General features: G+C 39.7%; 16 protein-coding genes. 7 read left to right on the top strand and 9 right to left on the bottom strand.

What is annotated here, in order from left to right; all coding sequences use genetic code 11:
* Window positions 1-14 precede the first annotated feature (14 nt).
* From SDEL_RS06165 to SDEL_RS06150, 4 genes are read left to right on the top strand one after another with little or no spacing between them, the layout of a single operon-like run.
* A complete protein-coding gene (locus SDEL_RS06165) occupies window positions 15-1,415 on the top strand; it encodes an MAC/perforin domain-containing protein (protein ID WP_012856995.1) in 1,401 nt (466 codons plus the stop codon).
* 24 nt (window positions 1,416-1,439) lie between these two features.
* Window positions 1,440-2,318 (top strand): CHAD domain-containing protein, encoded by an 879-nt coding sequence (locus SDEL_RS06160; protein ID WP_012856994.1) that lies wholly within the window; start codon window positions 1,440-1,442, stop codon window positions 2,316-2,318.
* Complete coding sequence (locus SDEL_RS06155; protein ID WP_012856993.1) at window positions 2,319-2,825, top strand: M48 metallopeptidase family protein; 507 nt, start codon at window positions 2,319-2,321, stop codon at window positions 2,823-2,825.
* Between the two features lie 46 nt (window positions 2,826-2,871).
* Window positions 2,872-3,378 carry a hypothetical protein gene (locus SDEL_RS06150; RefSeq protein ID WP_012856992.1) on the top strand — a complete coding sequence of 169 codons (507 nt, stop codon included), beginning with the start codon at window positions 2,872-2,874 and terminating at the stop codon, window positions 3,376-3,378.
* Here the strand turns inward: SDEL_RS06150 and SDEL_RS06145 are convergent.
* The 5 genes from SDEL_RS06145 to mntA all read right to left on the bottom strand — a co-directional run bounded on the left by SDEL_RS06145 (window position 3,375) and on the right by mntA (window position 6,718).
* The gene (locus SDEL_RS06145; protein ID WP_012856991.1) at window positions 3,375-4,520 is read right to left on the bottom strand and encodes a GGDEF domain-containing protein; all 1,146 of its coding nucleotides are present in this window, start codon (window positions 4,518-4,520) and stop codon (window positions 3,375-3,377) included. The two genes, SDEL_RS06150 and SDEL_RS06145, sit on opposite strands and share 4 nt — an antisense overlap.
* A gap of 98 nt (window positions 4,521-4,618) precedes the next feature.
* Window positions 4,619-5,479 (bottom strand): D-amino-acid transaminase, encoded by an 861-nt coding sequence (locus SDEL_RS06140; protein ID WP_012856990.1) that lies wholly within the window; start codon window positions 5,477-5,479, stop codon window positions 4,619-4,621.
* Between the two features lie 82 nt (window positions 5,480-5,561).
* Window positions 5,562-5,789, bottom strand: a complete 228-nt coding sequence (locus SDEL_RS06135; RefSeq protein WP_012856989.1) for a DUF4177 domain-containing protein — start codon at window positions 5,787-5,789, stop codon at window positions 5,562-5,564.
* A gap of 265 nt (window positions 5,790-6,054) precedes the next feature.
* Window positions 6,055-6,435 (bottom strand): HepT-like ribonuclease domain-containing protein, encoded by a 381-nt coding sequence (locus tag SDEL_RS06130; RefSeq protein WP_012856988.1) that lies wholly within the window; start codon window positions 6,433-6,435, stop codon window positions 6,055-6,057.
* The gene (mntA, locus tag SDEL_RS06125) at window positions 6,428-6,718 is read right to left on the bottom strand and encodes a type VII toxin-antitoxin system MntA family adenylyltransferase antitoxin (protein ID WP_012856987.1); all 291 of its coding nucleotides are present in this window, start codon (window positions 6,716-6,718) and stop codon (window positions 6,428-6,430) included. The genes SDEL_RS06130 and mntA overlap by 8 nt, the downstream gene beginning before the upstream one ends.
* A 136-nt stretch (window positions 6,719-6,854) precedes the next feature.
* Here mntA and SDEL_RS12140 point away from each other — a divergent pair, with 136 nt between their 5' ends.
* On the top strand, window positions 6,855-6,998 hold the full coding sequence (locus tag SDEL_RS12140) for a hypothetical protein (RefSeq protein ID WP_012856986.1): 144 nt from the start codon (window positions 6,855-6,857) through the stop codon (window positions 6,996-6,998).
* Between the two features lie 22 nt (window positions 6,999-7,020).
* On the opposite strand, the gene SDEL_RS06120 is transcribed toward SDEL_RS12140, so the two are convergent.
* Window positions 7,021-9,162 carry a methyl-accepting chemotaxis protein gene (locus SDEL_RS06120; protein ID WP_012856985.1) on the bottom strand — a complete coding sequence of 714 codons (2,142 nt, stop codon included), beginning with the start codon at window positions 9,160-9,162 and terminating at the stop codon, window positions 7,021-7,023.
* 484 nt (window positions 9,163-9,646) lie between these two features.
* On the opposite strand from SDEL_RS06120, the gene SDEL_RS12135 reads away from it, so the two are divergent.
* Window positions 9,647-9,808 (top strand): hypothetical protein, encoded by a 162-nt coding sequence (locus SDEL_RS12135; RefSeq protein ID WP_012856984.1) that lies wholly within the window; start codon window positions 9,647-9,649, stop codon window positions 9,806-9,808.
* A gap of 158 nt (window positions 9,809-9,966) precedes the next feature.
* Window positions 9,967-11,097, top strand: coding sequence for a nicotinate phosphoribosyltransferase (locus tag SDEL_RS06115; protein ID WP_012856983.1), 1,131 nt, complete (start codon window positions 9,967-9,969; stop codon window positions 11,095-11,097).
* Window positions 11,098-11,244: 147 nt separating this feature from the next.
* On the opposite strand, the gene SDEL_RS12425 is transcribed toward SDEL_RS06115, so the two are convergent.
* From SDEL_RS12425 to SDEL_RS06100, 3 genes are all read right to left on the bottom strand, one after another.
* Window positions 11,245-11,886 (bottom strand): methyl-accepting chemotaxis protein, encoded by a 642-nt coding sequence (locus tag SDEL_RS12425; RefSeq protein WP_245391392.1) that lies wholly within the window; start codon window positions 11,884-11,886, stop codon window positions 11,245-11,247.
* Between the two features lie 614 nt (window positions 11,887-12,500).
* Window positions 12,501-13,421 (bottom strand): phosphoglycerate dehydrogenase, encoded by a 921-nt coding sequence (locus SDEL_RS06105; protein WP_012856981.1) that lies wholly within the window; start codon window positions 13,419-13,421, stop codon window positions 12,501-12,503.
* A 12-nt stretch (window positions 13,422-13,433) separates the two neighbouring features.
* On the bottom strand, window positions 13,434-14,855 hold the full coding sequence (locus tag SDEL_RS06100) for an NAD(P)-dependent oxidoreductase (RefSeq protein ID WP_012856980.1): 1,422 nt from the start codon (window positions 14,853-14,855) through the stop codon (window positions 13,434-13,436).
* Window positions 14,856-14,857: the final 2 nt, after the last annotated feature.

Here is a 14,857-nt window from a genome sequence, read left to right as displayed (position 1 = left end):
AAAAGGAGTCGTAGATGGGTGAAGTTTTACAAACCGTTGCAAGCAGAGATATGGTTTTACCAAATGCTTCCAAGCTTGTTGAAACAGCTTTTTTGGGTTATGGTTATGATGTGACAGGGCTTTATTGTCATCCCAATGGTGTACGTGCCAATGTGATTGATATGCCTCGTTTGTTGGAAGAAAAGCCAGAGAGATTTGAGAAAAAAATTGGAACGAGCTCGGATACGAAGGTTGTGGTTGCTGAAAATGCTATGGAGTACTGCTCTAAGCTCACAGCAAAATTAGCAGTAGATGCATCTTATAAAAAAGTCTTTTCAGGCGCATTGTCTTTAAAATTTGATTATGCCAATAGTTGCTCTTCCAAATACTCTTTTGGTAGTTTTTTCCTCATTATGCGTAAAGCAAGTCTCTCTTTGGTTGTTGATGCCAATGATTTAAAGCCCTATGTCAAAGCGCAGTTCTTAGAAGATGTGCAGACAAAATCGTGCGAAACACTGATTCGTCTCTATGGTACACACTTGATGAGTAACATTACCTTAGGGGGACGACTGGAGGTTTTGTGCCGTTCTATTGTAGAAGATGAGCGTAAAGAGTACTCCATTGAAGTGGGTGTGAAAGCATCGGTTAAAAAAATTGTCAATGTCTCCTCGGAGCTGAGTTACGATGAGAGTGTTGTTTCAAAAAATAAAGAATTAACCGTCAATATTGAAACTATTGGAGGTGATCCTTCTAAATGTATGATTGATTCGTTTGATTATACAAAGGCAAGCAGTGAACTTAAGAGTGATTTTTCCGCATGGCAAAATAGTCTCAACGATGAGAACATGACCTTAGTTGATATGGCAAAAGGCTCTTTAATCTCGATTGCAGATCTTATTCCTAATGATGCTGTGTATGCAAGTAAAAAAGAAGCACTCGTTCTTGCTATTGATCGTTATCTTCAAGAGAATCAATTTTCAATGGTGGATGCCCCAAAACCACTCTATCGCTATTTTTCGCCTTACATGGATGACCATTTTTATACGATGAATTGGAATGAACTTAAATTTGGCAATGGCAATTACAGTTTTGAACGCATTGAGTGTTTGATTTATGATTTAAAAGTGCCTCATTCTATTCCACTGTATCGCTATTATAGTGAACAAGAGGGTGATCATCTGTATAGCACGAGATGGAGTGAGCTTAAAAATGGTGATAAAGGGTATGTTTTTGAGGGCATTTGTGGGTATGTTTTTCCTGATGCCAGTAGTGATAAACGACTCGTTCCCCTCCATCGATACGTGCATGTAGGTAAAACACGAGGTAAAGAGATGCGAATGGATCATTTTTACACGCTGAATCCTTCGGATGTAGCAGGTGGAGGATGGATTGATGAGGGAGTTATTGGGTATGTGTTACCGCCGCTAAAAGACTGATGTGTTTACATGTAAAGGTTTCTCATGTCAAAGTATATAAAGATGTTACGAGAGTATAGTGTTCAATCTTTCTTGCAGATTCGATTTGAACAACTTTATGGGAACATACAAACGCAGTTACATACCTTTATGGCAATTGGCGATGAGGAAGCTTTACATCAGTACCGTGTGGCGATTCGCTCCATGCGCTCTTTATGTCAGAGTTTTGAGGCGTTTATTGAAGAAATGCATTTTAAAGCTTTAAACAAGGCGTTAAAAAGCTTACAAAAAGAGAGCAATGCGATGCGTGAGCGTGATGTTTTTTTAGGCTACCTTCAAACATTAGTACCGCTAAAGCATGAAGATTTTCATGCTTTAGTATCTTTAAAAGAGCGTCTTTCTCAAGAAAAAGAAGAGGCGTATACCTCTTTTTGTGGAGACGATATAACAAGACAAAAAAATCTTTTAAGTATTCAGCACTATGTCAAAGATGCTACATTTTACAAGGCATCTTCTACGCAAAGTTTAATCAAGCCACTCTATACGATTATAAAACAATTACTGAAAAAAATCATTAAGAACTCTTCTTCCTTAGATATCTATGACAAGCCTAAAAAATTTCATGCTTTGCGCCTTGGTTACAAAACATTGCGCTATGTTCTTGAGTTCGCTCATGTAAAGCAGAGCGCTAAAAAATCTAAAATGATGCAAAATAAGTTTGGTTTGGTACAAGATACCTATAATTACTGCATCCTCCTAAAACGATATGCTCCATCCAATTCTTCTTTTTTTTATGCTACGCTTAGCTCTTTAGAAAAGGATTTGCAAACCTATAAGCGTTTATGCCTTCAAAAAGAAAATCTTAAAACGCTTCAAAATATGAAACAAAAACTAAAAAAAATCTTTACATGTAAAAAGGGATAGATGCCAAAGTTAACCTATATTGCCCATTATCCAGAACATTTAAAAGCGCAGATTCGTACGTTGATAGAAGAAGAAAAATTGGGAAAATACCTGCTCTTAAAGTATCCAACGACACATTCACTCACCAGCGATAAAGCACTTTATGCTTACGTGATGGAACTTCGCACAGCTTTTTTACGTAAAAGTGAACCCATAACCAAAGTGCTTTATGACGGTAAAATCAGCGACATCAACGATGCTCTAGGTTTGCACCGCATTACCATCAAAAACCACGGAGGCAGGCTTCGTAGTAAAAGCGAGATTCGGGTGGCAAGTGTGTTTAAAACAGCCCCTGAAGCCTTTTTAAAGATGATATGTGTCCATGAACTCTCCCATCTCAAAGAGAGAGAACACAACAAAGCCTTTTACGCTTTGTGTGAAAAAATGGAGCCAAGCTACCATCAATTAGAGTTTGATGTCAGGATTTATCTCACGCATTTGGAGTTATTTGGAAAGCTTTACATGTAAGCTCCAAAATAGGATAAAATAACGCATTTTTTTTGAGGATATGCTCATGAGAGTTTGGATTTGGATGGTACTATGTTGTGGATGGGTTTATGCGCAAACCCCTCAGAAAAATAGTCTCTCCTTTGCGCTTACTCCTGAAATGTACGCATCGTTGATGGCGCAAAGTGTACAAGGCTCTCTTCCTCAAACCTTCAAATATGAAACGATAGAGTTACTCGTGCAAAAAGTGTACAGCAAACAAAACAGAGTGCACTTAGAAGCGACAACCAAACAGTATGACGCTTTATTAAAAGAGCTAAAAAAGCATACGGTTTTACCTGCAAAAGTCAAAAAAGAGTGCAAAGAGTTTTCCTCATTGGTTATGGTGAGTCAGGGTGTTGAGTATATTTTGCATATCAATGCTAAAGAAAAAAAACCTTTAGAAATTCTCTACGACAAAGAGGCGTGTTTGGAACATTTCAATCCGCAAGAAAAACTTTTTATCGGTGGGTATAACAAAAAAGGGGTTTTTCTCAATGCCAATGGCGATAAAAAGCGTTTAGCCACGCATTAACGTATGCAGTTGCGTCCTGCTTTTTTAGCTTCGTAGAGTTTTTGATCGGCTTTCATATAAAGTTCATCAAGGGTTTGTATTGGTGGTTGTAACATCGCAAGTCCAATACTTACGGTAACACTCAAAGTTTTATCCACTCCGTATTCGATGATACATTCACTAATCTCTTGACGCAAACGCTCCATCTTCGCTCTGGCTTGTTCTTCGTTTACATGTAAGAGTAAAAAGGCAAACTCTTCACCTCCAATGCGTGCGACAATATCGCTTTGACGGATACTGTGTTTTAAATGGCGTGCGAGGGTGCTAACCACAATATCCCCCACAGGATGCCCTAGCGTGTCATTGATGCGCTTAAAAAAGTCAATATCCAAAACAGCAAAACAGAGAGAATGTTCATAACGCAGAGCTTTGATGATCTCTTGTTGCGCTAAAGTTAAAAAATGCCTGCGGTTAAACAAAGAAGTGAGGATGTCGGTTTGGGCGAGGTGCTGGAGTTCTTCTTCAAGCACAATACGCCTTTGAATCTCTTTTTTGAGCAGTGCTTGTTCTTTTAAAAGCGCTTCTTGAGTTTGAAAAGATTCTTGTTCATAACGTGAACGATGATACTCAATCCAACTAGCAATAAAAGAGATCGTTAAATAAATAATAGAAAAACGCATTTGAAAAGAGAAAGAATAAAGCGTATGAATATGTTCAACGAAGATAAATAAGCTAAGAATAATGCCTAAAAACAGCGTACTAAACATAAAACCTGTACGACTTCCCAGTAAAAAAATGATGCCTAAAGGATAGGTAAAAAGCCATAAAATAAGAGAGCGGTCTTGATATGAATGGTAAAGCAAATACAAAAATAAAATAGTGAAAAAGAGAATGACAGAGTAGTAAATCTGATAGACTTTGTGGGTGGAGGGAATAATAAACAGTGAACCAATCAGATAAACACAAAAAATAATCAAATAAGAAGATAAAAAAAGATGTTCCAAGTAGATATTAAAAAGAGCCGCTCCAAGCGATAAAGGCACCATCAAAAATGTAATCCACACATAATGGTTTAATCGTGCCAAATCCTCTTTGTTAGTGACAGGAGAATGAGAAACAATACGGTCAACAAGGTGTTGCATTTTGACAAAAAGCGTGACCATCAGTTTCTCCCTTCTTTAAAAATCAAAGACAAAACGTAATTGTGAGGTTTATGTGTAAAAACAAAAAGGCGACGCATTATATCGCCTTTTTATAAAAATTACTTACTTTCGTTAGCTTCTTTAAGGGCTGCTTCTACATACATTTCACGCAGTTTTTTTGCCATAGGACCTGGTTTTCCATTGCCAATAGGCTTGCCATCAATCTCAATAATCGGTAAAACAAACGTCGTCGCACTTGCCATAAACGCTTCATCCGCATTAAGTGCTTCTTCAATGCTAAAGAGACGCTCTTCCACTTTGATGCCATGCTCTTTAGTGTGTTCGAGTAAAAGTTTTCTTCGAATACTCGGCAAAATAGCATTAGAAAGCGGGCGGGTGATAATCACGCCATCTTTCACGATAAACGCCGCAGAAGAAGTTCCCTCAGTCACCATGCCATCTTCAACCATCCACCCTTCATAGACGCCTTTTTGGTGGACTTCTTCTTTGGCTAAGACTTGACCTAAAAGGGAAGTAGACTTGATGTCACGGCGTTTCCATCTAATATCTGTCACACTAGCGACTTTTACACCAGTGGTTGCTAGAGGGTTGTTGATAATGTTCTTTTTAAAGGTAAACGCCATAAATGTAGGAGGTGTGTTTTCAGGAAAGAAAAATTCACGAGGAGCAACACCACGTGTTACTTGCATATAAATGCCACCTTCAACAATTTCATTTTTAGCGATGAGAACATCTAAAATGGCATCAAGTTCTGCTCTGCAAAAAGGCGATGCAAGGCTAATTTTCTTCAAACTCGCTTCAAAACGCTCATAAAAAGGAGCTTTGTCTATCACTTTACCGTTAATAACAGGTACCACTTCATAAATACCATCACCAAAAATAAATCCTCTATCAAAAATAGAAATCTTGGCATCTTCTGCCTTACAAAAATCACCGTTTAGAAATACAATATTCTCCATTGCTAACTCCATAAAAAAATATCCGCCATTTTACTCCATAATAGCTTAGGGGAGTGCGTAATAAGTAAGCAATGACAATTTTTTAGGTAAGACTATTTTTTCGCCCTAAGGTAATAATCACAGCCTCTCGTGACCAAAACAAAAGAAATCGCTTACTTTCAATAATTTGAAAAACCACTTGCCATCCATGCACCACTTCGTTATTGAGTGTTTCTTCCATTTTTTTAACAGGAATACCAGACGCTCCTAGAAAAATGGTTCCAAACCCTCCCTCAACAATGGTGACTACTTTGTATTCACTAAATTCCATATCGACTCCTGAGTGTTTTTTGGCATTGTAACATCTTCATAACGGCTTTTACATGAGGCAATGGGGTTAATGAAATTAAGCAATAAAATCTTTACATGTAAAGTGAAAAATTTTAAAAGTAGCCTCGTCCCCATTGACACATTTACATTTGTGTTAATGTCCCCTTTCATCCAAAAAGAATTTTAGGGGAGGGCTAAACTTTTAACTTTTCATCAATTTATTAGACTAAAGGTCTTGGAAATAAAGACGAAAACAGGCTTAGGGTTTATTTCATTTTTTCCAAGTCTAGCTTCATCTGTTTAAGCACCATCAACAAATCACCAATCTTATTTTTGCAGATACCAAATATCACTTCTGCATCCAAATCAAAATAGTGATGCGATATAAAATCTCGAATTCCTTTTATCTTTTTCCATTCAATAAGAGAGTAAGATGCTAAAAGCTTATTATCAGTAATTTTATCGATATTTTTTAAACTCTCTCCGATAGCAATGAGCTTCATGCAGATACTGTCTAGCTTTTCTTGTCCTTCTTTGGTGTCCATAAAATCATTTTGGCAGATTGCAAATGTGCATCGCTCTTGTACGATGACTATTGCTTCGATAATCTGTTCTAAAATATCCAGTACAAGCTCTTTATCATACATAGATGCCATCCTTTAAAATTCTCTTTTTTAAAGAAGGGTTCATCTTGTCTCTGAGTCTTACAATATCCACTTTGGTATCAAATGCTTTTTCGAGGCTCTCTTTTAAATCATAAAGTAAAAAATAGTCACTTAGTTTTGTATCGATAGCAATATCAATATCGCTGTCATAACGATTTTCATTGCGTGCAAATGAACCAAAGAGTGCTATGTTTGATATGTGATATTTTTGTGCAAACTCATCTTTGTGCTTTGTTAGGTAGACCAAGATTGCATCTTTGTTCATAGATTGCCTCCTTTGTTCAAATTTTCATAAAGTTAAGTATATCAAAAATACAATACCTTCTCTTTTCCTCTCTTTACATGTAAAAAAATTTCTGTCCATTTTTTCTACGGAATAGGGCAATGTGGAGGCTACTTTAATGAAATTAAGCAATCAAATCTTTACATGTAAAGTGAAAAATTTTAAAAGTAGCTTCGTCCCCGTTTATCTGAATGGCACATGGCTCAAACGCTTTTTTTCAACAAAACTGATGGATTACGTGGCACGAAAATCAAGTGATTAAAGCCCTAAAATAGGGCTTTAACTTATGTTCTAAATTGATTGAGAATGGTGTTGAGTTTTTCGGTAAGGGTATTGAGGTGCTCACTTGCCCCTGCGATTTCTTCCACACTTCTGGTATTTTGCGTTGCTAACGTATTGATCTCTTCGATTTTGGAAACGATGGTATCGATTTTTTCACCTGTTTGGATGTAGTCGTTAACCGTTTTTTCATTGAGTTTGGTTGCAACATTCATCATAGAAACAGTGTTATCCAGTTTGCTTTCCACATCCCCCGCGAGCGCATTTAATTCTTGGATTTGTGCTGAATTAACATTCATTCTCTCTGAGCTGTCCGTGATAGCTTGAACAATGACATTAATGGTTGCGTTGATTTCAACCAAACTTTTTTGGGTGCGCTCTGCTAAGGTGCGTACTTCATCGGCAACGACTGCAAAGCCTCTTCCATGCTCTCCTGCACGTGCAGCTTCGATGGCAGCATTGAGTGCTAGAAGGTTTGTTTGATCAGCAATATCGCCGATGACGGTAAGAACATTTTTAACTTGGTCGGCATCAGAGTTAAGTTGTTGGATTTTTTGTGCAAGTTCTTGCTCTGTTTGCGCACTCTCTTGAACACGCTGTCCTAGTTTTTGAAGGAACGTACGAGCACTTTGGAGTTCATTATTTGCCTTAACAATCTCTTCTTTTGAAGCTTTTGCTTCATTGACGGAAGAGACAATTTCTTGTTTGGTTTCGCTTGACATGTGTGTGGCTTGAGCAATGATAATTGAAGAGTCTTCCACACGTTTGCCCACTTGCAGGGTTGTCGCTGAGAGCTCATGCGCAATCGATGCATTTTCAGAACTGGTCTCTTTTGCTAATTTGATGGTTGAGTGAACTTTATCGATAAATTGGTTAATCTCATGGGAAGCATCACCAATTTCATCTTGATTTTTAATAGCTAATTTTTTGGTTAAATCACCATCACCCGTTGCCAAATCATGGGCAGTTTCTTTAAGGCTTAAAAGAGGTTTGGCAATCATACTGGTGGTAAGAAAATAGATTGCAATAATAGCCAGTAAAGCAACGATAAAACCAGCGACAACTTGCAATGAAGCATTGCTGTAAAGTCGATCGCTCATATTTTTATCCAGCACCAACGCTTTCGCCAATATAATGTCTCGTGGTACTTGAATCAAAACCGCCCAGGGTTTACCCGTCTGCCCCAGCTGGATGGGAGCAACCGTTTCTATCATGCCACTCTCATTGTTGATACGAACCAATGCCTTACCTGCTTGAATGGCTTCGTATATTTTTTCCCAATCTTTAGGCATTACTTGTTTAAAATGACCTCCGATCATGGAAGGATTCTCGCTTTGGGCTACTAACAGACCATTGTCAGCAATGATGGACACCTGTCCATGCGCTTCAAACAATCCTGAATCAACTTTTTTGGCAATTTGCTGAACAAAATCTAAGTTATAATCCGCACCCGCAACTCCATAAAATTTTCCATTTACAGTAATGGGCACAGACATCGTTGCTAGGAATACTTGCTTGCCTTGTACGATATAAGGTAAAGGTCCAAGCACACTCTCTTTATTTTGCTCACGTGGGGTAATATACCAGCCACCTTTTAGAACACCGTTAGGATGCTTGTCGTAGGTGTCGTACTCGACTAAAGGTTGAACGGCAATGTTGCCTTTATCATCACGCGTCCAATAAGGGGTAAAACGCCCGGTAGTAGGATTGTTACCGTCTTTGTCTACATGGAAGTTGGTATCCAAGCCATCGATTGCATTTGGCTCCCAACAGGAGTAGGTACCATTAAAGCCCTTGTTACGTTTCAATACATTAAGAAGCACAGCGTTGAGCTGATCACGACCAATATTCAGAGCTCCATTAGCATCTTTAGGTTTGAGTTTACTCACTTCAAAGGTATTAGCCATCGTACGCGCAGCATTCAACGCCAACTCCAATTCAGACTGAATGGTACCGCTTTGCTCGCCGGCTAAATTTTGCAGTCTCTCCATGTTGAGTTCCGTCAATAAAGAAGAAACCTCCGAGGATACGACATCTTGTGTGCTTTTAGATGAATACAACCCATACCCCACCAATAAAATCACTGCTGAAATCAGACAAAGACCAGCTATTAAAACAATCTTCGTTTGAATTGATTTAAATATCATCGCACACCCCCTTTTTTATTATTGTTTGTATATAAACTATACCATTCACTAACGTTGCTATTCAGTGTTTACTCCTTGAGATGAAACTTATTAATTGAATGTGTGTTACACGGTAACAAATATTAGAATTATGAGAAATATAATCAAATTTCTTCATGCCATAATTTAAATGTTCAAGATTTACTTAAAAAATAATCGTCATATCATCAATGAATGATGAACAATAATAGGGATTTGAGCTAAACTTTTAACTTTTATTTCGTCATTTTAAGTTACTCATGCAATTTTTTGAGATGAAAAACCAAACATGAGCTTTCATATTTTTAAAGTCTAAGTTCGCCCGTTTGAGTCTCATCTAATCATAGGGAACTACTAAAAACAATTAACATCTTGCTTTCTATTTTTATTTTTTTCTAAAGTATTTTTCTACGGAACACTCTATGCAATTCTCTGTTGTGAAATAAACTCACACAAGGAGAAGAGAATGTCAGAACTTAGACAAATTGCTTTTTATGGCAAAGGCGGAATTGTGGTAAGTCTACCACTCACAAAATACACTCGCTGGTATAACAGATTATTTCTTCAACTGCGTAAGATAAGAGGAGAGCTTTCGCTCCTCTCTTTACATGTAAAGAGTTGTTTTTAACTTTTTATTGCAACAATTTAGAATGCTTTCCAACTTCCACCAAAACCAATTCCACTTCATCGTTATTGATTTTGTATTTTTCACTATTTTTGTCACGTTCTAAGCGATTGTATAGCAAAATGAGACTATAAAGTGAGGATGAAATTACAAGGGGTTGTATGCAAAACACTCACGCACCAAGCGACATAAACGTCTCTTTATGGACGGACAAATATTTTTCCAATACCAAAACCATCATCGAGCACTTTGGCGATATCGAGGTGACGTATGCCTTCTTTTTGCGTCGTCCCGTGCTCTGCGCAACACGTTTAGCCACCGAGTGGATTCAAGCACAAGCGTTGCATCGAGGCATAGAGGTCAGTATTGACGTGACGCATGAGGAGGGCGAATGGGTAGGAGCGGGTGAGCCTCTGTTTTATCTGAGCGGTTCTTTTTTTCATTTGGCGGAGCTTGAAACGCTCATCTTGCAAAAGTTGGGCTCAGCGTGTGTGGCGGCGTACAATGCGTATGAGATGTGCGAGAGCCTTCCTTATGTTGCTTTTTTGGCGATGGATGCACGCCATTGTGCAGGAGTGGATATGGCTGAGATGATGGCGTATGGGGCATCGGTTGGCTCAAAGGCCGCACAGTGTAGACTAAAAGCCGTAGGCTTTATCGGCAATGCAACCGATGCAACGGCGCATTTTTTTGGTCGTGAAAAAGGGCTAGGTACGGTTCCTCATGCGCTTATCGGTTATGCGGGCTCAACGATTAAAGCGGCACAGATGTTCCACGAATGTTTTCCGAAAGAATCTATTCCTATTTTGGCGGATTATTTTGGTCGTGAAATCACCGATACCCTAGAGGTGTGTAACGCTTTTGCTGATTTAGCGCACGAGGGAAAGATCGCCGTACGCCTTGATACGCATGGCGGTCGCTTTTTAGAAGGGCTGGATACGCAAGAGAGCTATGCTGTTTTAGGACGCCATGCGCCTGATGCCATGCGGGATTATCGTACCGAAGCGGAGTTGCATGATCTTATTGGCACGGGTGTTTCAGCAGCGGCATTGTGGCGTATGCGTGAAGTGCTTGATGATGCAGGATTTCCAAAGGTTGGCATCATCGCTTCTTCAGGCTTTACCCCACAAAAATGCAAAAGTATGGCATGTGCCAAAGCACCCATTGACATTATTGGCACAGGCTCGTTTCTTCCTGAACGCTGGAGTGAGAGCAATGCCACAGCTGACATCGTTGCATACGGTGGAAAACCAATGGTCAAAGTGGGACGGGAGTTTTTGCTCTTAAAGTAGTTTTCTAAACGGCATCAATGCATAAGAGCGTTTAAAACGCTCTCATGCCTTTTTACATGTAAAGCCTAAAAATTAGAGGGCTAAACTTTTCTATGATAAAAACAAAGCCTTTTCAGAGTTTATTTTTGACTAGGGACGCTCTTTTTTTTAGACTTTAAATTCGTTGAGTTTCTCCTCCAGTGCAACGCCCCAGTGATCTAAGATGGTTGAAATCTCCATAATCTCTCCACCTTTTTCATGGTTGGCATGGAAGATGGATTCCATGGTGAGAGAAGAGGTTTTGATGTGCTCTGTTGTTTGTTTCACATCCAATGATTTTGTAGCGATGGCATTGGAGAGTGTAATGTTCTTTTGCGCTACCAGTACGAGTTCATTGAGGAGATGATTGGTTGTTTCTGAGACACTTTGGAGCATGTTGATTTCGGTGGCATTCTCTTTCATCTGTCCACTAATCGAGGTGATAGCATTGACGATGCTTGAAATCGTGATGTTGATTTCCTCAAGGCTTTTTTGAGTCTTTTCTGCCAAATTTCGCACTTCATCCGCAACCACGGCAAAGCCACGACCATGCTCTCCCGCACGTGCGGCTTCTATGGCGGCATTGAGGGCTAAAAGATTGGTTTGATCGGCAATATCATCAATGACACTGAGAACATTTTGCGTTGTTTTTGCCTCTTGGCTTAACGCCATTAATTGATTGACTAAGAGGTTTTCTTTATGCACACTTTGGGTAATTTTTTGATTTAACGCAAGGATGTTTTGTTGGGTGTTGTTGAGATGATCTCCCATATTTTGCATCTGCGTTTTACTCTCATGGGCATTGTCATTAATTTCATCAAAAACGCTCTGCATTGCAGTAACATGGCTAATACTCTGGTCAATAATCACCTTCTCTTTTTGCGTTTGGGTCTGGAAAAATGAGGCAATCTGCTTGAGTTGCGAAGCAATTTGGGCATGTTTACTCGCATGGGTTTGAAATCCTGTGATGGCATGTCTCATTTTCTCTTTGAAAAAAAGAACAGAATCTAGCATTTTGGCTGACTCTTCGTTAAAACGGGTGTTAATGTGAAAGGTTTTGGTCAAATCCATAGACGCTAAGGCTTGGTTGATTTGACGACTCAAATCCACACCCCATTTTTTCTCATCAATATCGTGAAAGACTAAAATGAGGGCAAGAAGGTATTGAATGATAGCGCCTATGGTGCTTGTTGTAAAAAAATAAGCGTTAAAAGGAAGTATCAAAAAAGCGGCAATATGGATAATTCTCATTCGTAAAAAAAGAGATTTCATTTTTGGGTCTCCTGTATGAATTAAAAGTGGCATTGTACTTCATACAGAAAAATAAAGGATTGATGTGTGTCAAAAAAGAAGATAAATTTACTCCTTTTTAGAGACAAAACTCTTTACACCTTAAAAAAATCCCTCAAATGCCCAATACTACTGTATCCCATATTTAAAATACTCTCTTTTGAATTGCCGCCTAAATGTGGTGTGCAGATGAGATTTGGCAGGCAGATAAGCTCTGTGTCTTCCACAGGTTCTTTCTCAAAGGCTTCGAGTGCCGCCCCTGCGATTTGTCCCGTTTTGAGTGCAACTTTAAGGGCGTATTCATCAATAATTCCACCCCGTGCGGTGTTAATAATAAACGCATCACGTTTCATACGTTCAAACTCTTTGCTTGAAAACATGCCGTGTGATTCAGCTGTGAGGGGAAGGTGAATGGAAATGATGTCGGCTTTTTCAAGTATCTCCTCTTTGCTGGCAAAGGTAATGCCATAGCGTTTGGCTTCTGCTTCGTTGTGGGTGCGATTGTAGACTAAAATCGTGCAAGAAAAGGGAGCTAAAAGCTCAATGACACGTTTGCTAATATGCCCAAACCCAAAGAGTCCAATGGTTTTACCGCTAAGCTCTCTTCCCCCATTGACTTTCCAAATGCCCTCTTTTAAAAGGGTGGTGGAGATATGCAGGTTGCGAATGAGCGAGAGCATAAAACTAAGCGTTATCTCCGCAACAGAGTTGGCGTTGGTTCCACCACTCCAGCCAAGCGTAATGCCTCGTTTTTTCATCGTTTCGACATCAAGATTATCGAGCCCTACACCATAGCGAGAGATGATTTTTAACGAGGGAGTCTGCGCTAAAATCGCCTCATCCATAATCTCTCGCCCCACAATCGCTCCATCCACACCCTCTAAAAACGAAACGATGTCTTGAGGTGTTTTAAGGCGGTTTTCTACGTTAAGACGCACATCGCTAAAGTGTGTTTTAAGCTCTGCAACCAACGCTGATGAGCGTGAAAATAAAGGGGAAAGTACCGCTATTTTCATTCTATCTCCTTGTTACATGTAAAGTAAATTTTTTTTGGCAACGCCTAGTTTTTGAGCAATGCCAAGGGCAGCGGTTCTTCCATCAAGCGCAGCATTGACGACTAAGTTTGCGCCTCGAACCATGTCGCCTCCTGCAAAAATAAACGGGTGGCTTGTCTCTTTGTTTTCATTCACCACCAAAGTGTGAGCACGTCCATAATCCAGATGAAGCGCATCAAAAAAGTCATATTTTTGCGCATCAAACCCTAAAGCTAAAATGATGCTATCGGCTTTAATGCAGGTGTGTTCCTCTTCGTTGTAGCAGAGTTTTCCCGCTTTATTCATGTAGGTTTTAACGATATCAACGCCTACAACGTGGTGGTTGTCATTGAGAATGGCACGTTTGGGTGCATGGCTAAATAAAAACTCTACCCCTTCTTCTTTAGCGTAGGCAATCTCTAAGGCACTGCTAGGCATGTGTGCCTCATCTCTGCGGTAAACACAGGTTACCCGTTTGGCACGATGGCGAATGGCGGTACGAAGTGCATCCATGGCAGAGTTTCCTCCTCCAATGACCACGACGTGTTTGTTTTCAAAAATCGCCTCATGAAAGTTGTGATTGAAAAGATTTTTTTGAGTGAGCATGAGGAGTTCCATCACATGATGCACCCCTTTGGCATGCTCATTTTCCATGCCCGATTGACGACCAAGTGGAGTACCCATGCCTAGAAAAATGGCATCAAACTCCTCTTTGAGGCTTTGCAGACTCACATCTTTGCCCACTTCGGTGCGGTAATGCACTGTAAGTCCCGCCTCTTTCATCCACTCCACACGCCGTAAAATAGTGTGTTTAGGCAGTTTAAAGTTAGGAATACCATACGTTAAAAGCCCACCGACTTTATCCTCTTTCTCAAAAATTTCGACGCTAATGCCCATACGCATGAGAAACGTCGCACAGCTAAGTCCAGCAGGGCCACCACCGACAACAGCCACTTTGTAAGGTGTGGGATTGGGGTGTGAGTAGGAAGGAACGGCATGGTTTTCAAAGGCCGTTTCATTGAGATAGACTTCAATGTTTCCAATGCTCACGGCATGATGAGGCGTTTTCTCTAAAGTACACGAACTCTCGCATAAGCCCTGTTTTGGACAGACCCGTCCTAGAATTTCAGGAAAGGGCGAGCGAGCATTGGAGAGTTCAAATGCCCCTAAAATATCCCCATCGTATGTTTTTTTTAACCATTTTGGAATCTCATTATTTAAAGGACATCCTGTACGGCAAAAGTGAAATTTACTCTGAAGCCCTCGCATAATATCCACAGGACACTGAATACACCGACTCGCTTGCTCCATGGCTTCTTGCGCATCAAAATCGTGATAAATAGGGTGAAAATCAAAAATGCGCTTTTGTGCGTCACGTCTTTTGGGATATGCTTTGGTTAAATGATATTTTCTCATAT

The sequence above is a fragment of the Sulfurospirillum deleyianum DSM 6946 genome, assembly GCF_000024885.1.
GTDB lineage: Bacteria > Campylobacterota > Campylobacteria > Campylobacterales > Sulfurospirillaceae > Sulfurospirillum > Sulfurospirillum deleyianum.
The sequence above is the reverse complement of the archived record's forward strand: the minus strand, read 5'-3'. Positions and strand labels throughout refer to the sequence as shown.